This window comes from Cytobacillus sp. MT66, from assembly GCF_058792595.1.
Window position 1 is genome coordinate 15,092 of record NZ_JBXAFB010000024.1, and the last position, 23,455, is coordinate 38,546.

A 23,455-nucleotide genomic window follows, 5' to 3' on the forward strand; every position below is an offset into this window, starting at 1 on the left:
AGGCACCTTGTCCTGCCAAGCAGGACAGAGTGCCTGTCCCCCTGTCCGTAAATATGATAAAATAAAATTCCTTGGCAGGGGCACTAAAATAATGGGAAGCAGCGATCATTATGTTTGATCCCTGCTTCCCATATTTATATTAAATGGATACCTATATTCGTGCTTTACGAAAAGAGTCATAAATTTCCATAACAAGAGTAATAACAAGCGTGATGATCAGACCCCGCCAAATCCAGTTCATCGTATTTTCTACTGATAGGGCATTTGTTTCAATGATATCCGCAAAATAAGGAATCACGTCTGGATTATATAAATTTGGATTTTTTACAATGACAAAAAATGCGATAATACTAGCACTGTGAATAATGGTATTGGTCCATGCAAGCGGGTAAGTCCATTGACCAGCTTTAAATTTATACAGGAGTAACCCAATTTCTAAAATAATAAAGGCAACAATAATTGGCCAATAGGTGAGGAGGACATGCTGGTTAAAGATCGGCATGACAAATTGTAACCCGCCGTCATTGATAGAATGATATATTCCCACAAGATGATCAGCATTAAAATAAACGAGCCCCCATATACCAATCCAAATAAAGCCGAAAATAATTTCTCCTTTGGAAATGATTTTTTTCCTAGGGATGATAACGATGCTCTTTAAGTCTTCAGGTGACCAAGACACTCCATTTTTGGTTAATGGTAAATCTGTATTTGACAATCCAACCCGTTCAATAACAATAAAGACCATAGTAACCCAAAAGAAAACCTGGATTAGAGTCATTATTATGCTGCCTATAATCGTAGCAGAGCTTTCGATAATCACATTGAGTATGGACTGTTCACCAGTAAACAAGATAATGCTTTCAACAACATGCACCAGAGCCGTGATCAAAATGGCCCATGGAATGATTAGTTTTATGGTGTGGATATACGCATCATATACTTTTGGACCAATGACATAGTTAGGGGTGTCTCGATAACTTGCGGCAAGTACTGCAGGGTTCCCTAATTTCTCTAGCTGCTCCATCACATCTTCTTCTGTATAATTTTCCGGAAGCATATCTTCAATGGTTGATTTAAGCTCCATTGCGATATCCTTACGACTTTTTTCTGGAAGCCTTCTTGTTACTTCATAAATATAAGTGTCAATCAGATTCAATATTGACATCTCCCTCCAGCAAGGACTTTAATTCAAGTGTCATCTTCTTCCATTCATTTTTCAGCTGTTCGAATACTTCCAATCCATAATCACTTAATACATAATATTTTCTTGGCCTGCTTTCTGTAGTGTCCCAGCTGCTCGTCACGAGTTCTTGTTTTTCCAAGCGGCGTAACAAGGGATATAAAGTACTTTGATCAATGGTCACACCAGCTTTTTCAAGTACCTGAACTAACGAATATCCATATTGAGGGGTTCGTAACTGACTCAAAACAGCTAGGGCTAATGTTCCTCTTCTAAGTTCGGTCGTGTAGGAATCCAACAAAGAACCCATTGTCTATCACCTCATTTTCTTATACTGTATATAATACATTATAGTATTACACGCAACAATATATGTTACATTTTATTTTACGGACACGGTGCCTGTCCCCGTGTCCTTTCCTTGTCCTTCTATGAAGGACAGAGTGCCTGTCCCTTTGTCCTTTTTGCATTTTTTGGTAGGATGTATATTGGAGGTTAATATGTATAAAAAAATGATTTTAATGAGTTTATTGATTGTGTTTTTGGGGGCTTTATTTTTCTTGTTTTTTATTGATAGAGATTCGGATCAAATGAATCAGCCACCGACCAGTAATGAGGATCCTCCTGAATCAGGTGAAAATGAAGACATCGACGGGGTTCCTACGATTGATAAGATTTTTTCTCTGGCTAAAAAAGGTATGGTTATCGGTTCTCCTTTTGTAGCAGGTCTAACTGAATACGATGAAGTCACAAAACAGTACGGTGAACCTGAACAAGTTGACAAGACATCTGTTGGTGATTTTGCTGCTTATCCAACTCAAGGTGTAACCGTTGGATTTCATGATTCTATTGCATTTGATTTACGTTCGTCTGATAATGCCATGCAGGATATTCATTATCAGGAAATTCTCGATGAATTAGGCGATCCGAATGAAACCAAATATTATCAAGATGCTGAATACGATCAAATCATTTTAATTTACCAGGTCAACTCCAAATTCCAGCTAAAATGGATCCTGGATAAACCTAATGATAATGATCAAAACCCATCTGTACATCATATTTCAGTGGTAGCTATGGAACCAGCCGAAAAAAATCAGCGAGACCTTTCTTCTTTAAAAATTCCTGAAGTAATCGAAAATATGAGTCTAGATGAGAAGTTGGGTCAGATGATTTTTGCCGGCATCTCAGGTACTGAACCTAAACTAGAGGATGAGCATTTAATCAATAAATACAAAGTTGGAGGAGTGATTTTTAATAAAGAAAACTTAACCAGTCCTTCCCAAACGGTAGCTTTTATAAATCACCTCAAAGCAGAAAGTATAAGCAAGATTCCTTTGTTTTTTGGTATTGATCAGGAAGGAGGAAGAATATCTAAGCTGCCAGGAAATTTAATGGACATTCCTTCTAACCTAGAAATAGGAGAGAAAAGCAGCAGCAACCCTTCCTTCTCTTATGAAATAGGCAGTGTTCTTGGAAAATTAGTACGGTCCTATGGTTTTAATGTTAATTTTGCACCCGTTCTTGACATAAATAGCAATCCGGAAAATCCTGTGATTGGGGATCGCTCATTCGGGAGTCAACCGGATCTTGTCAGCAAGCTGGGCATTCAAACGATGAAAGGGATGCAATCGGAGAATATCATACCTACTATTAAACACTTCCCTGGTCATGGAGATACCTCTGTTGATTCACATTTGGAGTTGCCGGTGGTGAATAAAACACAAGCGGAACTGGAAAAGCTCGAGTTGATTCCGTTTAAACGGGCCATTGATGAAGGGGCAGAAATGGTGATGATTGCTCATATATTACTGCCAAAAATCGATCCCGAACACCCATCCTCCATGTCTGAAGTAATCATTACAAAGCTCTTAAGAAACCAACTGGGTTTTGAGGGAGTTGTCATAACGGATGATATGACAATGGAGGCTATTACAGGAAACTATGATATAGGCGGTGCTGCCGTGATGTCGGTAAAAGCAGGCAGCGATATCATCATGGTTGCCCATGATTATGAAAAGGTTATTAAGGTGATTTCAGAGTTAAAGACGGCAGTTGAACGCGGTGAAATATCAGAGGATAGAATTAATCAAAGTGTTGCAAGGGTACTAAAGCTAAAGCAGAAGTATCATTTAAAAGACTCCTTTAATGACGAGGTAAATATCAACAAACTTAATCAATTAATTGATTCGGTATTAAATAAATAGGGGACAGGCACCTTGTCCGCCGGCCGGCCGGACAGAGTGCCTGTCCCCTTGTCCTTTTACCTTATTTATAGAACACTTTGTCTATGTTATATTTTGCATGCAGTGTATTGATGGCATATGTTTCGTATATTTCCCTATCCATTGCGTCGTCTACGATACAAACCTCAATTTTATAGACTTCATCACGGTGATTTTTTATTGGTGACACATTGTCCTCGAAATGCTTTTTAATTCTCTGGCGCAGTTTCCGTGCTTTCCCAACAAAGAGAAGCTCATCATTAATGTTATAGAATAAGAAGATGCCGCCTTTGTCACGTGGAATAAGGTGAAAATCGATGAATCCATAGATTGGTTTGATTACTGGTTCATCTTCTTTTCGATCCTGCTGTCTCTCCGTAATTGTAATATCTGCTGCTGGCAGTTCAATTTTTATCATATTATCACGTCCTCTTTTAGATACCATACATCGTATCACACTATTTGGATGAATCATATCATCTTATTAATTTCCCATAATACTGATAATTCATTCCTTGCCTTTTGGGTTTGCCATTAAAATTGCCACCCAGGCTAGGTTTTATAAGCTTTAGGGTGTGCATAAGGGATCCGCGGAATGTTTACCTCTCTTTAAGCTCGTTAGGAAAACTACTTTTGAACCTAATCCAACCTAAACAACCTATTTTTTTAAAAAAACGGCTCTTTTAGTCCCAATTTAAGTGGAATTAATTTTGGCATGAAGCTTGCATTTATAATAAAAGAACTTTTTAAAAAGGTGGTGAAAAAATGGAGCTGATAAAAGGCCATATTGAAAATAATCAAGAGAAATATATTGATGTCTTATTTAAATTACTGAAACAACCAAGCATAAGTTCGCAAAATATTGGGATGGAAGAATGTGCAAAGTTACTGGTTACTATCATGGAGGATGCTGGAATTAAATCCAATATGATTGAAACAAAAGGACACCCTATTGTTTATGGGGAAATAATTAATCCCGAAAATGAATTTACAATCCTTTTCTATGGACACTACGATGTTCAGCCGCCTGATCCTTACGAAAAATGGATTAGTAATCCGTTTGAACCAGAGATTCGAAATGGGAAAATTTATGCAAGGGGAGCAGGAGATAATAAAGGGCAACTTTTAGCCCATATTCTCGCAATTAAATCAATCCTAGAAATATACGGTAAGCTTCCAATTAACGTAAAACTTATTTTTGATGGGGAAGAGGAAAATTTAAGTGAAAATTTTGCTCCTTTTGTTGAAGAACACAGGGATCTTCTTCAAGCAGACCTTGTGTACACTGCGGATGGTCCATTACATAATTCCGGACTCCCGATTATAACACTAGGCTGTAGAGGGATGCTCTATATAGAGTTGTCAGCGAAAGGAGCTAATAAGGACCATCACTCCGGAAACAAAGGGGGGATAGTCCCTAACCCAGCGTGGCAGCTTATTCATGCATTAACAACCATGTACTCCTCTAATGGAGAAGTATTAATAGAAGGATTTTACGATGATGTAAAATCTCCCACAAAATATGAACAAGAATTATTACAATCCTTACCATTTAACGCTCAAGAGATTGCAAGTCTTCTAGGAATAAAGACATTAGATTTAGATGGCTATTCTTATTATAACCGCTTGACCTTTCAACCGACTTTTAATATTAGCGGTCTAACCAGTGGTTATGGGGGAGAAGGATCAAAAACAATAATTCCCAGCGTGGCAAAAGTAAAATTGGATTTACGTCTTGCAGCAGACCAGGACCCCGATGACATTTACCATAAAATTGAAAACCATATTAAAAAAAATCAACTTCAGGTAGAGATGGTATGCCACGGCAAAGTTAAACCATCACGAACCTCACCAGATAATCATTTAGTCCAAAAGGTAATTGGCTCAGTAGAAAAAATACATCAAAAAAAGCCATTAATCATTCCGGCAATAGGGGCAACCTATCCAGATTATGTTTTTACACAAATCTTAGGACTTCCATCCATTTTAGTACCATATGCCAATGCGGATGAGGATAATCATTCACCTAACGAAAATTTAGATATCAGTTGTTTTACCAATGGAATTAAGACCAGTAGCCAGGTAATACTTGATCTAGGAAATAAACAACCTTAAAAAAAGGAAGGGGTTTTATTTATGCAAGTTACTCGAAACCTTACAGACTTTGAAAATGAACTACTTGGGAATGTTTCAAAGGAACAATTAATGACTTTTACCAAGGAAATTGCTAAGGAAGTTAGACTTTCAGGTACTGAGGAGGAGCTTAGGGCTTTTAAGTATGCAAAAGATCAATTAGAAAGCTTTGGCATTCAAACAGAATTAGTGTTCAGTAATGGTTATATCAGTCTGCCTGGTGATGCTAGTCTTCAAATTTCAGGTAAAAACTATGAGTGTATTACCCATGCGATGTCTAAGCCAGTCAACAATTTGGAGGCAGAAGTAATAGATGTTGGCAGTGGTTCAGACAAGGAATTCCAAGAAAGTAATGTTAAAGGCAAAGTGGTCGTTATTGATGGATTAGCCACACCAGGAACCGTGAAAAAGGCTGAAACGTATGGGGCAGCAGGAGCAATTTTTGTTAATGCAAAACATACCCATCAAATGATTGTATCACCAGTTTGGGGCACGCCTGTTCCAGAAACGGCATCACTGCTGCCAGGAATACCGGTACTTTCAGTGAATAATGAAATTGGTCAGTCTATTCGTAATCAACTTGCTTACGGAGAAAATGGCTGTAAAATATCAAACGAAGTTGACACAAGATTCCGCTTGATCCCTACTCTGACAGCAGAAATAAAAGGCAGTGAAGATCCTGATAAATTTGTCCTATTCAGTGGACATATCGATTCTTGGTACTACGGTGTAATGGATAATGGAACGGCCAATGCAGTTATGCTGGAACTTGCCAGAATCCTATCAAACTATCAGGGGAAGTTAAAACGCTCCCTTCGCTTTGCATTTTGGTCCGGTCATTCACATGGACGATATGCAGGTTCAGCATGGTATTGTGATACCCATTGGGAAGACCTAACTGAAAATTGTGTACTTCATGTTAACGTTGATTCGGTCGGAGCAAAAGATGCAAACGTACTAACAGAAGCAAATTGTATGAACGAGACAAAGGATCTTGCAAAAGATGTCATCGGAGCCTTAACTGGGGAAAAGTTTGAAGGTGGCCGATTTGGACGTGCGGGAGATCAGTCTTTCTGGGGGACAGGGACGCCTTCGCTATTTATGGGATTATCAGAACAGGAACCTTCAAACGAACCGGCTGCAGCGGCATTTGGACAGCTTTTTGGCGGTGGCAGGTCTGGTGGATTTGGCTGGTGGTGGCACACGACTGAAGACACTTTGGATAAAATTGATCCAGATAATTTAAAACGGGATTGTGAAATATATTTGGCCATTGTATATAGAGCACTAACCGATCCGATCATTCCAGTTAACCAATTAGCCAGTGTTGAGGAGATTGAAGTTGGTCTTAGAGATTGGCAAACCAAAGCAGATGGTCATTTTGATTTAAGTTTATCAATTGATAGAGTTGCAAAATTAAAAGAGAGTGCTATAAAACTTCAAGATTTAATTAAAACCATTGATTATTCTGATAAGGAAAAGGTTGCATTTATTAATGAAACCCTAATGGAAATTTCACGTGTTTTAGTACCTTTAAATTATGTGAAAGGCGATATATTTGACCACGATTTAGCGTTAAAACAACCAGTCATTCCTAAATTATCAGCTATCGAAGAATTAATTAAGGCAGAAAAGGATTCAAATCAATACCATTTTATATATAACTCACTTGTCCGTAAAAGTAATGAGGTTAACTATGCTTTAAAAACGGCTGCAAAAATAATAGAGCAAGCAATAGATGAAAATTAAAAATTCCTTATATTAACCGGCCTAATGAGTTAAAAATTTAAAGCAAATAGGGGATTACTTATTTTTATAGATTTTTTTGCTGTGGTATCCCCTGTATGGCTTTTTCCGGTTAGCTATTAAAAGAAGAGGAGGTAAACACATTGAAAATTGTTTATGTTGTTCCCTCGCCAATGAGCCGCACTGAGGCTGGAAAAGCGGAAATGAACCGTCGCCTTTCCCTCCTTCGTTCTTATGCATCATCAGATACTATTGTTGATATTGTTGACACAGAATCAGGACCAGCCTCGATAGAGTCTGTATATGAGGAATATCTCTCCATACCATCAACGGTAGAATTGATGATTCAAAAGGAGCGTGAGGGATATGATGCAGCTATACTAGGATGCTATGGGGATCCCGGCTTAGATGCTGTTAGGGAAGTCACAGAAAAAATGGCTATTGTTGGGCCTGGAGAAACAACTGCCTTGGCTGCAGCATTATGTGGAAATAGATTCTCAATCATTACGGTTACAAATAGTATGGTAAATCCATTAATTCATCTTGTTGAAAGAGCGGGAGTTGGAAAAAAATTAGCTTCTGTCCGTGCAATCGAAACGCCCGTATTAGATTTAGCTGAAAGCTATCAGGAGACCTTAGATAAATTAATTCAGGAAGGAGAAAAGGCCATTAAGGATGATAGGGCAGATACTCTTATTTTAGGCTGTATGTCGATGGGCTTTTTACACGTCGCTGAAGAGATGTCCGCACATTTAGGAGTACCAGTAATAAATCCAGGGAAAGCATCTTTGAAATTTGCCGAAGCTATGGCAGGTGCAAATTTATTACATTCAAAGAAAGCTTATATAACGCCACCGAAGTTATTATCAGGGAAAGTTAATTCTACTAAGGAACTGTTGATTTCTAAAAAAATTTAGCAGTTCAGAACGGAGGGGTTTTATTGAACATACGTAAAGTAGAGGCAAAAATTATTAACACTCCTATACATGAAAAATTTAAAACCTCATATGGAGAATTTCCTAATTACCAGTCTCACATATTCGTAAGAATTACAGATGAGGATGGATATACAGGAATCGGAGAAGCATCTCAATTACCCTTTTTTACCGGCGAAACAACAACAATGATGAAAAGTGCCATTGAAAATGTTTTAGGGCCAAAAATAATTGGTAAAAATATTTTCTCTTTGGAAGAGATCCACAATGAAATGAACATGGCTTTAGATCCAGCAACCAGCGCTAAATCTGCTATTGATATGGCATTGTGGGATATTAAGGGGAAAAGGCTCAGTGTCCCAGTATATCAATTAGTGGGTGGAAAGGAAAAAAATATTTCACTTGCTTATGTACTAGGAGAAGGTATTCCAGAAGAGATGGCCGAACTTGCCGTACAAAAAGTTGAAGAAGGCTTTAAAACATTAAAAGTAAAAGTTGGCCTAAATCCTGATAAGGACATTGAATCTATTAAATTAATAAGAAAAGCAATAGGAGAAAACATTAACATTCGAATAGATGCCAATCAGGGTTACACGGTTAAGACAGCGATTCAAACCATTGAAAGAATGTCAGAGTACTCCATTGAATACGTTGAACAGCCTGTCCCCGGCTGGAATGTTGATGGGCTTGCTGAAGTCCGCAGACAAACAAAGGTCCCCATCATGGCTGATGAAAGTGTTCATTCCATTCATAATGCACTCCAGCTTATAAAACAAGGTGCAGTTGATATATTTGGCATTAAACTTATTAAATGCGCGGGGATAACCCATGCAATGAAGATAATAAATTTGGCGGAGGCTGCTGGTATTGATTTTGTATTAATAAGTCCATGGGACACAATGTTAGGTACTCACGCTGGGGGACATCTTTCAATGTTATCTTCAGGGAGATATGCTCATGAGCTTGTTGGTCCATTTTATATTTCGGGTGATCCATTTAAATCGTCATTAAATGCAAATGGCTATCAGCCTGCTCAGCAGCCGGGGTTTGGTCTGCCAGATTGTTTCGATCAAATCCAAGAAGAGTAGATTCACATGAAATTTCATCAATGGATGGTTGTTTATTTTGTAGCATTGATACATTTCATGGCTTTTACTCAAAGAATGGATGTTGTTCCATTTTTAATTGAATTACGCGACGTTTATCATGTCGGTTATGCAGAAGTAGGCGGTTTAGTTTCTGCCTTCCTGTTGGGATATGCATTTTTTCAAATTCCTGCAGGAACATTAGCAGATCGTTATTCGCCTAAAAGGATCATTTTTATAGGCATTTTTATTATGCTGATTACTTCGTGTCTTTTTGCACTAACCCATTCACTAGTATTTGCTATTGTACTAAGGTTTGTTATGGGTGCATCGTCGGCCCTATTATTTTCACCAGCCATTAAGTTGCTTTCAGCATATACACCAAGGAAGAAAAGAGGTTTAAGTATCGGAATAATGCAAGGTGGAGCAGGGGCTGGAATGCTTTTGACGTTAACAATTTTTCCGATACTTTCTACTTATATTAGCTTCCAAACTCTTTTCTTTATCGCGTCAAGTACCCTTGTTATTATATTAATCATGTTTTGGTTTTTACCTAAAGATAATAAACAGAATAATATTGTTTCCGAGGATAATAATAGACAGTCCTCAAATCGGCAAACAATTTTTCAGCTAATAAAAAAAATGGTCATCATAAAACTTATAGGAATTTCGTTTTTTGGGATGTTTGGTTTATATGGCTTTCTTGTTTGGCTCCCGACCTATTTAGAAACAATATTAGGTTTTTCAAAACAACAAGCTGGTATGATTATGGCTATTTCAATGATAAGTCAAATTGTTATGGGCCCTGTATCCGGAAAAGTATCTGATTGGATGGGAGAAAGGAAAACAACATTAATCATTGGTTCTTTCATTATGGTTGTAAGCTCCCTGTGGTTATTAGTATTTAGGGACTTTGGTATTTATATTGTAGCCTTCTTAGTTGGTACAGGGATTTCTTGGTCAATGGCCCCCGTGCTAACACTAGCTTCAGAGATTGTTAGAGATAATGAAGGATCTGTGATAAGCCTCATAAATACCATTGGACAGATTGCATCAGCCATTTCGGGATATATTTATGGATTGTTGTTTGAATTATCCGGTCATTTCCAATGGATTTGGTTATCATGTTTAATTGCATTTATTATTAGGATCTTCATTTCCTTAGGAAAACTTGAAGATACTCCTGATAATCAAATAAACCATGAAAGCAGCTCTAGGACTCTATAGCCTTTCAACAAATGATCATAAAGAAGTTTGAAAGGAGGGAATTAAACATAATATTTAAATAATTATGTTGGTGACACTATTACTTTTAATAAAGGGGAGGAAAGCAATGAAGAAGAGGCTATTTTTATTAACAATCTTCATTTTATTAATGAGCTCAACATCTGCATTTGCGGAAGATGCCAAACCGTTTCTAAAAAGTGCAACTTTGGATATTACAGTATCTGAATCAGGAAATCAAGTAACGGAAACAGTTACTTTAAGTAATATCGAAGGTTTTGAGAATAGAACAATTGAACATATATTTACAAACTTGGGTGATATAAGTGATTTATCATTTATCTCAAATGGAAATAATTTGGATTTTGAAATAAAAGAGGATAAAACAGTAAATAGGTTACTCATTCAAATTCCAGAAGGTATTAGTAATGAGTTTAGTTATGAAATTTCATTTAATCAATCAGGTGAAAAATTAAAAATACCGATGATCATTCCATCTGTTAGCAGTGATGGTAACGGTAATGATGTGCTCCTTAAGGTTACCATTCCTAATGGAAAATATCTGCATGACTCCTTCCCAATTATAGATAGCGGGAAATCAGGTTCCATAGAAGAGTATATGATGAATATACCGAATTTTGTGAATCTTGAAATCAGTAATTCTCCCTCTGGTTTATTTACTAAATCCAATATGTACACAGCATTAGGTTTATTTATAATTTTGGGCACTATTGCTCTCTGGCTCGTTAATGAAAGTAAATCCAAGCAGAAAGTGGGGAGAGATATAAATGTTTAATTTAGGGACACCGTTTACCATATTTGTAGCTTTTTCTATATGCTGGGTTTTAGGTTACTTTATTTGGGCTCTTAAGAGTAAAGAATAGAGACGAAGTGGAGGGATAAATATGTTTGATGTTAGCACTACATTTTATGTGGTACTTGTTTTATATTTCTTAGTAATTGTCGGCATTGCCATTTGGTCCTGGACAAAAAATAAAACTAGTGAAGACTTCTTAGTAGCCGGACGCTCAATTGGGCCTGTAGTTGGCGGAGCTGCGTTTGCGGCTACTCAAATGAGTGCTGGAACCTTTGTGGGTACTTTAGGAGTTCACTATTTGACAGGTGCAAGCTGGTTATTCATTTGGGTTGGCATGTGGCTTGGATGGATCGTTGCGGCGACACTTGTGGGTCCGAAGTTTCAGTCATTTAACGGACTGACAGTTCCCGATTATGTTGGAAAAAGATTCAACAGCAAATCAGCACGTGGAATTTCAGCTTTACTTATCCTTATTGCTTACACCGTATACCTAACAGCACAATATCAGGCCGGAGGAAACGTCTTCCAAACCTTATTTGGTATCCCATTTATGTGGGGAGTCCTAATCACGATAGGAATCACCTTATTATATACAATGTTTGGTGGTATGAGAGCAACTGCTTACAGTGACTTTTTTCAGGCTGTCATTATGGCTGGCTGTTTCTTCGCGGCGATACCTATTTTATATAGTCAAGCAGGAGGGGCAGCGTTCGTAGGAGATTTTTTACAGTCTTTTAGCCCAAATATGCTTACTTGGCATCACGGGTTCAAAGATCTTTTAGGGGCGGGTGCAGCCTTCGGACTTTCTATTTGTGTAGCACCATATGAACTAGCTCGTATGTATACTTTACGCAGTAAAAAAACAGTTAAACTGGCAATCGGGTTTTCGTTTGTTTTCCAAGCAATCATAGCAATTTCCGTTGCTGCAGCTGGAATGGCTATTAGATCATTGTACCCTTATATGTCCACTCCTGATATTGCATCAACAATTATGGCAATTAACATCCTTCCGCCAATAGTTGGTTCATTAATTATTGTCGCTATTTTAGCAGCAGTTATGAGTACCGTTTCCGGAGTAATGCTGGTTTCAGCATCAGCCTTCTCCCATGACTTTTATGCCACAATGATTAGACCGAATGCTACAGATAAGGAGCGTATGAGAGTAAACCGTATTGCAGTTTTGGGTCTTGGAATTATTCCTATATTTCTAGCGATGAAACAAATTGAACTGGTTCAATTTGTTGTGTTGCTCCAAGCTTCATTGACTGCAAGTTTCTTCTTTTCAACAGTATTATTTGGTTTGAACTGGAAACGTGGAACAGCAGCAGGGGCAATCGTTTCGATGTTAGGCGGATTTTTTACGGCACTGAGTTGGTATCTAAGCGGAAAACCATTTGGATTAAATGAAGTAATACCTGGTGTAATCGTAAGTATTATATTGTTCATTGCTGTGAGTCTTTTTACCAAACCTGTTCCCGAAGATTCGCTTAAACCATTTTTTAAAGATGTTGGTTAATTTTTGATAAAATAGTCTTAATTATCATTGATTTCTTTTAATAAATTATCAGTATACCAGACGGAGGTTTCTATAATGAGTATTGATATTTGCAGCGTGGTAGATCAATTGAAAGATGAGGAAATTTTATTATTGCAGGAATTGGTTCAAATTCCTTCAGAAAATCCTCCTGGAAACTATGATGAAATTTGTGCGTATTTGGATAAAAAATTAACAGGTTGGGGATTTGACGTTCAAGTCATTGATGTACCTGAGGATAAGACAAAGGAGTTAGGATATTCAACTCAGCGTAAGAATGTTGTTGCTACAATTGAAGGAACTGAAGAGGGACGCCATTTACTATTAAATGCTCACATTGATACAGTCCCTGCGGATAATCACGAAAAATGGACATATCCACCTTTTTCAGGACAAATTGCTGACGGCAGAATATATGGCAGGGGAGCTACAGATTCAAAAGGTCGTTTAGCTGCCTATATTATGGCAGCTTTAGCCTTAAAGAAATCTGGAATTCCCTTTTCTGGGAAGGTCTCGATTGTTGCGACATGTGATGAAGAAACGGGTGGTGAATTTGGAGCAGGTTATATAACAGATAATCATTTTGTTAGTGGGGATATGGTCATTGTAGAGGGTTATAGTAATCAAATCGTAAGAGCGATGGCCGGTGTTTTACAATTGAAAATTACCTCTATTGGCAAGCCAGCACATGCTGCATTTAAATGGAAGGGGACTAATGCAGTAGAAAAAATGGCAAAGGTCATTCAAAGTTTAGCAGAACTGCAAAGTGAATTGGAACAAGAGTCTTCTGCAATTAATGGTATGAAATACACAACCGTGAATGTAGGGAAAATTAATGGCGGCACGAAAATTAATGTAGTACCAGGCACAAGTGAAATTGAAGTTGATTTTCGCGTCATCCCTGAACATTCATTAGATGAAATTTATAATCGAGTTAAATCAAAAATCGAAAAATTAGAAAATGAAGATCCTGACATGAAGATCCTTGTTGAACGAATCCTGGATTTTGAAACCGTCCCAACGATTACTGAAGAAGATTCACCATTGATCGAGGAAATCCAGAAGGCAAATCTAGAAGTAAATGGGAAGAGGCTGCCAGTTGTTGGTATGTTAGGGCAAGCTGATACTCGATGGTTTAACAAAAATGGCATTCCAGGGATTAATTTTGGACCAGGGACTAACGATAATAATTTGCATGGCTATGATGAATTTATGGACATAGAAAACCTCATTCAAACTACCAAGGTTTTAGCTGTTTTAGTAAGAAATTATATAGGTAAACAGGCAGTGAAAAGGGATAATTAAATCTGTTATCTTGTTAAGTATAAATTTCTATATTTCTATTAGCTTCTTAAAAGTAAACTAGAGGGTGAACTCTTAAAATGACAAGCATAAAAAGTGGGGTGGAGAATATCCCTGACAAGATGCGGGCAGTGGTTATAAGAAAACATGGGGGTCCAGAGGTTCTTCAAATTGAGGAGATTCCAGTACCCCAGCCAGGATTTGGAGAAGTATTATTAAATGTAGAGGCAACAGCATTGAATCGTCTGGATATTTTTGCTAGAAAGGGACTATCCGGACCAGGAGTTCCATTAGTCACGTTACCACATGTTTCAGGAGTAGATATTGTAGGGCGTATAGCCAAGTATGGTCCAGGTTCAGAGGCCATACCTAGTGTGCCATCAATAGGTGATAGAGTTATACTTGATCCTGCCATTGGGTGTAATGAATGCAGATACTGTCGTCTTGGGGAACCAAGTATGTGCCCAGATTATAAAATTATCGGAGAACATTGTTGGGGCGGGCTCGCTGATTATGTTGTGGTTCCTGCGCGAAACATTATTAAGGTTCCTGATCATATCTCATCTATAGTTGCCGCATCGGTGCCTGTTGTTTATACAACCGCTTGGAGAGGGGTAATGACCGTTGCTGAAGTAAAGTCTTCAGATATCGTACTGGTTGTAGGTGCTTCAGGTGGTCTCGGGTCTGCTCAAGTTGAAATTGCTAAGGCTGCCGGTGCAACGGTAATCGGTACGGCAAGCACAGCAGAGAAAAGAAAAAAGGCCCTTGAAAAAGGTGCGGATTTGATGCTTGACTCTAATAGTGATTGGGAATCCTCCGTACTAGAGTGGACAAATGGCCGAGGAGTAAGTGCTGCCTTTGATTCGGTGGGTGCTCCTACCATCAGACATAGCTTAAGGTCGCTAGAAATGAATGGCAAGCTGATCCTTTCCGGTGCGACAGCAGGTGACAACCCTGATATAAGTATAAGAGAAATTTATCAGTGGCACCGAAAAATCATGGGAGCCCCAATGGGAAATTGGGAAGATTTCTTACAGGTTACAAGCTTAGTATGGCAGGAAAAACTTAAACCAAGCATTCATGCTGTTTTTCCGTTAGAGGAAATTGCTAATGCCCATGTTGAGTTAGAGAAACGAAACCATTTTGGCAAAATCGTTATTAGAGTAAATGACTAGAAAAAGGCTGGAAGGACTTTGTTCCTTCCAGCCTTTTTTAAAATCTAGAGTCTAGTTTAGGTGTATTTCATTATGGCGAACTTGACCCTACTTGTTATAATATTTATAATATTCTAAAAGTGTTAACTTAGGAGGAATAGGGTTTGAAAAAGCCTAAACTATTATTAGTAACAGTTGATGAAAGAACACGTAATCTTTTTACGGACCAACTTCGCAAGTTCTTCCAAGAGTTAATTACAATCGTTCCCATTCAAGAATGTAAAAAAACAAACGATGTCGACTTGGTCCTTCTTTCCTCTGATGGACTGTTAGAAGAATACAGTTTTCCATCAGAAAAAATAATTATTTCAAGAAGAGCAATCAATATTGGCAAATTGGAAGAGCTGATTAATCTTCCTTCAACAACTAAATGTTTAGTAGTCAATAATATTCGTGAGACGACATACGAAACAATAGAGCTATTAAAGAATTTAGGATTTAAATTCTCGATGTTTCCCTATTATCCTGGATTTAAAGATGAATATCGTGAAATCGAAACGGCCATAACCCCTGGGCCAGTTGAAATAGTACCCGCACATATAAAAAGAATTATTGATATAGGTATTCGCCCCTTGGACTACTCTACCATTCTTGAAATTTCAATACGACTTGAATTGAATATAGAAAAAGCAAATATACAATCAGCAAGGTACGTTCAGGAAATTATTGCTTTAAGCCGCAGACTGTCCTCTTCATTTCTAAAAATCAGCGAATTAAATCATCAGCTTGAGGCTATTTTTGATACAGTTACTGATGGATTAATTGCAACAAATAAAGACGATGAAATAGTGAAAATGAACAAAGCCTCGAAAAAAATACTTGGTTTGCCTAAAGCCGATACGGTTATCGGTGAAAACTTATACCGAAAATTTCCAAAGCTTTATATTGATACAGCTGAAAATAACTCAGGTAAAAAAGAAAATATAGTAAGTTTTAATGAGCAAAAGCTTATTGTTAATAAAAGTGAAATAGTAATAGAAGATAAAAAGATTGGTAATGTTACAGCTATTCAAGATATTACACGTATACAAAAATTAGAGAAAAATATCCGAAAGGAATTTCAAAAAATTGGATTTTCCTCTAGATATACAAGCAAAGATATCTTAGGTGCTAGTTCTAAAATACAGGGGATACTCCGTAACATGAAAAAAATGGCTACGGGAGATCGAACCGTATTAATTCTAGGGGAAAATGGGACGGGGAAGGAATTAATTGCACATGCCATTCATGACATGTCAGATCGATGTGATGGACCATTCATTCCGGTAAATTTTGCTGGATTACCTCAATCATTGGCGGAAAGTGAATTATTTGGATATGAAGATGGTGCCTTTACAGGAGCAGCCAAGGGAGGTAAGCAAGGACTATTTGAGATGGCGCATAATGGAACGATATTTCTTGATGAAATTGCAGATGCACCAATAAGCCTGCAAACCCTTTTATTGAGGGTATTACAAGAAAAACAGGTTATACGGGTTGGGGGAAGAAATATTATTCCCATCAACGTAAGAGTCATTGCAGCTACAAACAAAAACCTTAAAGAAATGGTAGAAAAAGGCGAGTTTCGCGAAGACTTATATTATAGACTTTTTGTATTACCTCTTAGAATTCCTCCACTTAGAGAACGTAAGGAAGATATCCCCATACTTTTAGACCATTTTATCAGTCAATATTCAAGTATTAAGCCCGAAATATCGGAAATGGTAATGAAAAAATTATTGAATTATAGCTGGCCAGGTAATATCCGTGAACTTGTGAGCGTAGTTCAATATATGACAGTGGTTATGGAAGGCGAAGAAATAAAGATTACTGATTTACCAGAACAATTTAATAACATAAATGAGAGAAAGGAAATGAAAGAAGACCTTTTAGATCAGCTAAAAAGGGAAGGGGAGCTTATTGAATATTATATAATCCTCGAAAGTCTGAACAAGGCCAAAGATGAAATGAAAAGTATTGGGAGGGGAAGGGTATTAGAATACGTTCAATTGTATGGATATCCGTTATCTGAACAGCAGATCCGAAAAAGGATGGCAATCTTAAGAGATCTTGGTTTAATTTTTGCGGGAACAAAAGGACAGGGAAGTCGAATTACAGATTCTGGGGTATCTATTCTAGAGACGCTTAAATCATACATAAGTTAATTAAAATCCCCTTTTTTAGGAACCTAATCTAACCTAATAACCTAAAAAGATATAAAAAAAGAGCAGAAAAATTAAGATTATCTCCTTTTATAAAATGGCATGAAAATTGCATCCATTATTTATGATTAATAATAAGGAGGTAATTTATTTGTCTACAGAAGTAAAAGAAATGGAAAAAACTTTGTTAGATGAAGTTAATACTAACGTGCCGGAAGCTATACTAAATAAATTCCTAACTTTGGTTCGGGAGTCTGGAAGTGAAGATGAGAAAACAGCTGCCAGGTTCCTTGAAAGTTATTTAAAAGAATGGGGCGTAAGCTATACCGTACATGAACCAGAACTGTATTTAAGTGTGCCCAAAAGTGCCAAATTAAAGATAATAAATCCAATAGAAAAAGAGTTTCGCGTTAAAACACCAGCTTTTTCTGTCATCACAGGTGATGATTCTGTATCAGGGGAGTTAATCTATATTTCTACCGGATATGCAAAGGGTATAAATGATATCTTTGGAACCCAGCTTCAAGGGGATTTACATGATTTAGATGGGAAAATTATCCTTACTGAAGGATTTCCGATGCCTGGAAAAGTTCAGGAATTTGCTGAATTAGGTGTAAAGGCCATCGTATTTATTAGTCCAGGGAAAAATATTCATGAGGGAATCTGTACACCAATTTGGGGTGCACCTGACCTAGATAATATGAATAAAGAGCCTTCAATCTCTGTCTTAGCCATTAATAAAAATGATGGAAATGAATTAATTCAGATTATAGAGAAAGGGCCTGTAACTGCAGAGTTTGAAACACACCTTGAAAAAGGGTGGATGACCTGCCCAGTTATGGATGTATTTATTGAAGGTACAGAGGAACCTGAGAAATATGTCTTGCTGCATGGACATCTTGATTCCTGGCATGCAGGAATCGGGGATAACGCTACGGGTAATGCTGCATTGCTTGAAATGATTCGTATCTTAAAGAAACATCAAGGCGAATTAAAAAGAAGCGTACGAATTGCTATTTGGACGGGTCACTCAACTGGACGATATGGCGGTTCAACTTGGTTCGCAGATCGATTTGGCTTAGACCTTGATAAAAACTGTATTGCCCAAATAAACTGTGACTCTCCAGGCTGCCGCTGGGCAACGTCTTACGATTATATGATGTGGACAAGCGAAGCGGACGAATTTTGCCAAAACGTTATTAAGGATGCAATCGGTCAAAAAAGTAAAGGATCAAGACCTTTAAGAGCTGGTGATTATTCATTTAATAATATTGGAATCACCTCATATTTCATGCTTTCTTCCAGTATTCCGGAAGAAGTGCTAAAAGAAAAAGGGTATTATTCCGTTGGCGGCTGTGGAGCTAATATCGAATGGCATACAGAAGAAGATTTAATGCATGTTGCAGATTTAGAGATTTTAGTTAAGGATATTAAAATATATTTACTCGGTGTACTTAGGGCAGCAAATGCGATTATCCACCCATTTAATTTTGTTGAAACCGCTAAAGAGTTTCAGCAAACGATTCAATCCTATCAAGAAAAAGCTCAGAAGCATTTTGATTTTAGCCTTTCACTGCAAGAAGCAATATTGCTTGAAAGGGATCTAGTAACATTCTATAACCAAGCTGAGCAGCTGAAAGAATTGTCAATAACTGACCCTAAAGTTAAATCCTTTAATACTAAAATTGAAAAGCTTGCTAGAATACTTATTCCTATTAATTTTACTACAAAGGGTAAATTTAGACATGACCCTGCTTTAAATGTTCCGCCACTGCCAGATATAGCTGCAGCAACAGGTTTTGACCAATTGGAAGAAGGATCACACAAATATAAAGTGTTGAAAACCCACTTGACACGAGGGCAAAATAGGATAATTTGGGCAATGCAACAGGCGAGAGAAATAATAAACCAATAGGGTTACACTTGCAGCAAATAAAAGAGTACATAGGTTTATATGTACTCTTTTTATGTAAGGGGAAATTTTTTATTAAAGGAGTGTCTATATGAGTAAAACTGTAACAATGGTTACAGGGGCTGCTTCGGGAATTGGAAAAGGGATAGCTTTAAAGTTTGCTTCTGAAGGAAGTGAACTCATTCTGATAGACCTGCAAAAAGAAAAGTTGAAAGATTTTTATAACGAATTACGTGAAATGCATCCCAATATATCTGTTTTATTAGCAGCAGGCGATCTGACTTCTGAATCGTTTATTCAGGAAGTGGTAGATAAGAGTAATGAACAGTTTGGTTATATAACTACATTAGTCAATTGCGCAGGAATTTTCCCAAGTACCCCATTTCTGCAAATTTCAAGACAGGAGTGGAATAAAGTTTTTGATATTAATGTATCTTCAGTTTTCTTTCTTACCCAAAAAGTTTGTCAGTTGATGATTGAATCCAACGCCAAGGGTGCAAGCATAGTGAATATTTCATCAACGGCTAGTGAAGTTGCTAGGCCGGAGGTTGCTCATTATTGTGCCTCAAAAGCCGCAGTAAAAATGCTTACACAAGTTTTAGCGCTGGAATTAGCACCGAGTGGCATTCGGGTAAATGCTGTAGGACCAGGATTAGTAGAAACCGAGGCCATCTTAAATACTTTAACAAATGAAAAGGCGATTAATGAACATCAAGAGAAAATTTCCTATTGTCCATTAAATAGGACGGCTAAAATCGAAGAAATTGCAGAGGCCGTTTATTTTGTCTCTAGTCCTAAGGCTGCCTATATTACGGGGCAAAATTTATTAGTAGATGGGGGATATTCTGCAGGCAGGGTATTTAAAAGTCTAAAAAACTAATTTTTTTCAAGGAGGAAATCATGGAAACTATTAAGGGAATGATAGAAAGCAATTCCGATGAAATGTTGGAGTACCTTAGAAGTATTGTTGAATTTGAGTCTCCTTCTCATGATAAGGAAAAACTAGATAAATTAGCTGATTGGATATCAAATTCATTTAAGGAATTAACAGGTGGGAAATCCGAAATAATTGAGGTAGAAAAATTCGGAAATCATGTGCGATGTGAATGGGGAGAAGGAGATAGACAAATTCTTATCTTAGCTCACTTTGATACGGTTTGGCCTGTAGGAACACTTGAAAAGAAACCGTTTCGTATCGACGGCGATCGTGCATATGGACCTGGTGTCTTTGATATGAAAGGAGGATTAATCCAAGGATTATTTGCGTTAAAGGCTCTTAACCAAGCTGGAGTTAGGTTGAATAAAAAAATAGTATTCTTTTTTGATTCGGATGAGGAAATCGGCAACCCGAGCTCTAAAAAGTTTATTGAGAACGAAGCAAAGAAAAGTGATTATGTATTTGTTCTTGAACCGGCTATTGATGGAGGTTTAAAAACAGCAAGAAAAGGGGTTGGTATCTATCATCTGTCAGTTAAAGGGATACCATCCCACGCTGGAGCAGATCCTGAAAAAGGTGTAAGTGCCATTGATGAATTAGCAAAGCAGATTGTGAATCTTCATGGTCAAACAGACTTTTCAAGTGGAACAACGATCAATGTTGGTAAAATAACTGGTGGCACATTAGCTAATGTTATTGCCGAACATGCTGATGCAGAGATAGATGTTCGTGCAAAAACAGCAGAGGAATTAAAAAGGATTCATCAGCTAGTTTTAGATCTGCAACCAGTGAATGAGAAAATAGAATTATCAACAAGCGGTGAAATAAATCGAATGCCATTTGAGAGAACTGACAGTGTAATTGACATGTTTGAAGTGGCTAAGAATATAGCAAAAAATGAAATTGGTTTTGAACTGGTCGAAAAAGAGACCGGTGGGGTAAGCGATGGTAATTTAACTGCGCCATTTGCACCTACCTTAGATGGATTAGGAGCAGTCGGGGATGGTGCCCATGCAAATCATGAGTATTTAGTAATTAGTCAAATGCCAAAGCGTACAGCTTTACTGGCAGGGTTACTATTACATTTTGCAAATGAGAGGGATTAAAAGACCCCAATTTAAGTGAATTGGAATTTAGGAATTGAGAAGAAAATTTAATTTGCAATTAGAAATTCAAGGTGTTTATGGACGTGATACTGAAGGAGAGAGGTAAAATGTCAATTACAATAATTGGTGCAGGCGCAATTGGTGGTGTAATTGGCGCCTATTTAACAAAGAATGATGAACATGTAACCTTTGTTGATCGGGATATCGAACATGTTAAGGAAATCAATACGAATGGATTAACTATCCATAAGAAGGACAATAAGTTCACAGTTAAAGCCCCTGCATATACTGTTGAAGAGTTTTTAGATACAAAAGAATCTGTGGATATCGTCTTTTTGGCAGTAAAAGCTCAACATACCAAAGAGGCAATTCAGCCTTTCCAAAAACTGATGCATGAAAAATCGTTTGTTGTCTCATTTCAAAATGGATTATGTGAAGAAATCATTGCATCGGTTGTAGGTAATTCCAGAACTGTCGGTTGTTTTATTAATTTATTTGCAGACTACATTGGTCCAGGAAATATTGAGTACGGTGGGGCAGGAAGTTTATATTTAGGAGAAATCAATGGGAAAGTAAGTTCAAGAGTCAATGATTTAAGAGATAGGTTACAATGCTGGGGTGACGCGAAAGCCACCCAAAATATATATGGATATTTATGGAGTAAACTTGCTTATGGTGCTATCCTGACAGCAACCGCTTTAACGAACAATGAAATAGCTGATTTTTACGAGGATCGCAAGTTTCATCCACTTATAAATTCTATTGGAACAGAGGTTTTGCAAGTAGCTGCTAACCAAGGGATTACACCAGAACCATTTGATAACTGGATTCCAGGACTATTGTTTCCAGAAAAAAAGGATTTAGCTCTTGAGAAAAGCTATTTTGATATGGCTAAGCGGCTAAGAAGTTATACAAAAACACGGTCAGGAATTTGGAGGGACTTGGCCGTTCGCAAAAGAAAAACAGAAGTACCTGAACTATTTAATCCAGTAATTATATTAGGTGAAAAGAATGGATTTGATATGTCATTACTTAAGAAAATCATCTCCATGATTAAGGAAGTCGAAAACGGTACCCGTGAAATCAGCCTGAAAAACATGGATGAGCTAACAATGTATATAAAGTAGTCACTAATCATATTTATTTATTAATACTGCTTATTTCAAAAATGAAGCCGAAAATAACAGAACTTGCGTCTAAAGTCGCAAGTTCTTTCCTTGGTTTGCTATAAATTGATTGAATATTACAAATGTTATAAAATGCGGTTATAATAAAAAATATATAAACGTCATGAGAGAAGGAATTCCGCAGTGTATATCTTTCGTTGGTTTTATTATATTGTCAGTCTTATTTTATTCAGTTATGGGCTTACGCTAACGATGAGTTTACAGTATCTTGGGCTTCACCCTTGGGATGTTCTAAGCGTAGGACTCCATAATAAATTGGGGTTCTCGATAGGGACCTGGAATATCGTTATTGGTGTCGTATTGGTTGGTGTATCTTGGAAACTTGATAAACAATATATAAAGTTTGGCACATTTCTGAGCATCTTCATTGTGGGATTCTGTATAGACTTCTTTTTATGGCTGGATTTTTCCTTTAATGCGACAAATTCGTGGCTAGACATCATTAAGATCATGATTGGGATAGCTATTATGGGGATTGGCGGCGGGCTGATTAATTCAGCCAGGATTGGTTCCGGACCACGAGATGGTTTTATGCTGTCTATTTCAGATAAAACAGGAAAATCAATTGCAACAGTTAGAATCATTACAGAAAGCATAGTTCTTTTACTGGGATGGATATTAGGCGGGCCTGTGTACTTTTTTACATTTATTTTTACGTTTATACAAAGCCCTATTTTCCAATTCTCCTATCATACTGGATGTAAGTTTATTAATTGGCTTGAGAGAACAAGGATTACAGATACTTCGATTTCTAAAGAGGGGTAGTATCAGTAA

Annotated in this window: 19 protein-coding genes; 16 read left to right on the forward strand and 3 right to left on the reverse strand. The window is 37.3% G+C overall.

The window, feature by feature from the left end; all coding sequences use genetic code 11:
• Positions 1-151: 151 nt before the first annotated feature.
• Positions 152-1,168, reverse strand: a complete 1,017-nt coding sequence (locus AC1Q59_RS23530) for an HAAS signaling domain-containing protein (protein ID WP_492368310.1) — start codon at positions 1,166-1,168, stop codon at positions 152-154.
• Positions 1,146-1,493, reverse strand: a complete 348-nt coding sequence (locus tag AC1Q59_RS23535; protein WP_492368311.1) for a PadR family transcriptional regulator — start codon at positions 1,491-1,493, stop codon at positions 1,146-1,148. The genes AC1Q59_RS23530 and AC1Q59_RS23535 overlap by 23 nt, the downstream gene beginning before the upstream one ends.
• 190 nt (positions 1,494-1,683) lie before the next feature.
• Between AC1Q59_RS23535 and nagZ the strand changes: the two genes are divergently transcribed.
• Positions 1,684-3,390 (forward strand): beta-N-acetylhexosaminidase, encoded by a 1,707-nt coding sequence (nagZ, locus tag AC1Q59_RS23540; protein WP_492368312.1) that lies wholly within the window; start codon positions 1,684-1,686, stop codon positions 3,388-3,390.
• A gap of 61 nt (positions 3,391-3,451) precedes the next feature.
• On the opposite strand, the gene AC1Q59_RS23545 is transcribed toward nagZ, so the two are convergent.
• Positions 3,452-3,826, reverse strand: a complete 375-nt coding sequence (locus tag AC1Q59_RS23545; protein WP_492368313.1) for a nucleotide excision repair endonuclease — start codon at positions 3,824-3,826, stop codon at positions 3,452-3,454.
• Positions 3,827-4,173: 347 nt separating this feature from the next.
• On the opposite strand from AC1Q59_RS23545, the gene AC1Q59_RS23550 reads away from it, so the two are divergent.
• The 15 genes from AC1Q59_RS23550 (at position 4,174) to AC1Q59_RS23620 (ending at position 23,446) form a co-directional block, all read left to right on the forward strand.
• Positions 4,174-5,523 carry a M20/M25/M40 family metallo-hydrolase gene (locus AC1Q59_RS23550; RefSeq protein WP_492368314.1) on the forward strand — a complete coding sequence of 450 codons (1,350 nt, stop codon included), beginning with the start codon at positions 4,174-4,176 and terminating at the stop codon, positions 5,521-5,523.
• Positions 5,524-5,544: 21 nt separating this feature from the next.
• The gene (locus AC1Q59_RS23555) at positions 5,545-7,290 is read left to right on the forward strand and encodes a M28 family peptidase (protein WP_492368315.1); all 1,746 of its coding nucleotides are present in this window, start codon (positions 5,545-5,547) and stop codon (positions 7,288-7,290) included.
• 140 nt (positions 7,291-7,430) lie between these two features.
• Positions 7,431-8,204 (forward strand): aspartate/glutamate racemase family protein, encoded by a 774-nt coding sequence (locus AC1Q59_RS23560; RefSeq protein ID WP_492368316.1) that lies wholly within the window; start codon positions 7,431-7,433, stop codon positions 8,202-8,204.
• Between the two features lie 23 nt (positions 8,205-8,227).
• Positions 8,228-9,310: a mandelate racemase/muconate lactonizing enzyme family protein gene (locus AC1Q59_RS23565; RefSeq protein WP_492368317.1), complete on the forward strand. Its 1,083-nt coding sequence runs from the start codon at positions 8,228-8,230 to the stop codon at positions 9,308-9,310.
• A 6-nt stretch (positions 9,311-9,316) separates the two neighbouring features.
• Complete coding sequence (locus tag AC1Q59_RS23570) at positions 9,317-10,534, forward strand: MFS transporter (RefSeq protein ID WP_492368318.1); 1,218 nt, start codon at positions 9,317-9,319, stop codon at positions 10,532-10,534.
• Between the two features lie 106 nt (positions 10,535-10,640).
• Complete coding sequence (locus tag AC1Q59_RS23575) at positions 10,641-11,327, forward strand: hypothetical protein (protein ID WP_492368319.1); 687 nt, start codon at positions 10,641-10,643, stop codon at positions 11,325-11,327.
• A gap of 109 nt (positions 11,328-11,436) precedes the next feature.
• Positions 11,437-12,864: a sodium/proline symporter gene (locus AC1Q59_RS23580; protein WP_492368320.1), complete on the forward strand. Its 1,428-nt coding sequence runs from the start codon at positions 11,437-11,439 to the stop codon at positions 12,862-12,864.
• A gap of 75 nt (positions 12,865-12,939) precedes the next feature.
• Entirely contained in the window at positions 12,940-14,187 is a 1,248-nt protein-coding gene (locus AC1Q59_RS23585; RefSeq protein WP_492368321.1) for a M20 family metallopeptidase, read from the forward strand.
• A 77-nt stretch (positions 14,188-14,264) separates the two neighbouring features.
• Positions 14,265-15,359: a zinc-binding dehydrogenase gene (locus AC1Q59_RS23590; RefSeq protein ID WP_492368322.1), complete on the forward strand. Its 1,095-nt coding sequence runs from the start codon at positions 14,265-14,267 to the stop codon at positions 15,357-15,359.
• 143 nt (positions 15,360-15,502) lie between these two features.
• A complete protein-coding gene (locus AC1Q59_RS23595) occupies positions 15,503-17,542 on the forward strand; it encodes a sigma-54 interaction domain-containing protein (RefSeq protein ID WP_492368323.1) in 2,040 nt (679 codons plus the stop codon).
• Between the two features lie 148 nt (positions 17,543-17,690).
• Positions 17,691-19,454: a M28 family peptidase gene (locus AC1Q59_RS23600; protein WP_492368324.1), complete on the forward strand. Its 1,764-nt coding sequence runs from the start codon at positions 17,691-17,693 to the stop codon at positions 19,452-19,454.
• Between the two features lie 88 nt (positions 19,455-19,542).
• Complete coding sequence (locus tag AC1Q59_RS23605; protein ID WP_492368325.1) at positions 19,543-20,331, forward strand: SDR family NAD(P)-dependent oxidoreductase; 789 nt, start codon at positions 19,543-19,545, stop codon at positions 20,329-20,331.
• 20 nt (positions 20,332-20,351) lie between these two features.
• Positions 20,352-21,494, forward strand: a complete 1,143-nt coding sequence (locus tag AC1Q59_RS23610; RefSeq protein ID WP_492368326.1) for a M20 family metallopeptidase — start codon at positions 20,352-20,354, stop codon at positions 21,492-21,494.
• A 107-nt stretch (positions 21,495-21,601) separates the two neighbouring features.
• On the forward strand, positions 21,602-22,621 hold the full coding sequence (locus tag AC1Q59_RS23615; RefSeq protein WP_492368327.1) for a ketopantoate reductase family protein: 1,020 nt from the start codon (positions 21,602-21,604) through the stop codon (positions 22,619-22,621).
• Positions 22,622-22,804: 183 nt separating this feature from the next.
• Positions 22,805-23,446 carry a YczE/YyaS/YitT family protein gene (locus tag AC1Q59_RS23620; protein WP_492368328.1) on the forward strand — a complete coding sequence of 214 codons (642 nt, stop codon included), beginning with the start codon at positions 22,805-22,807 and terminating at the stop codon, positions 23,444-23,446.
• Positions 23,447-23,455: the final 9 nt, after the last annotated feature.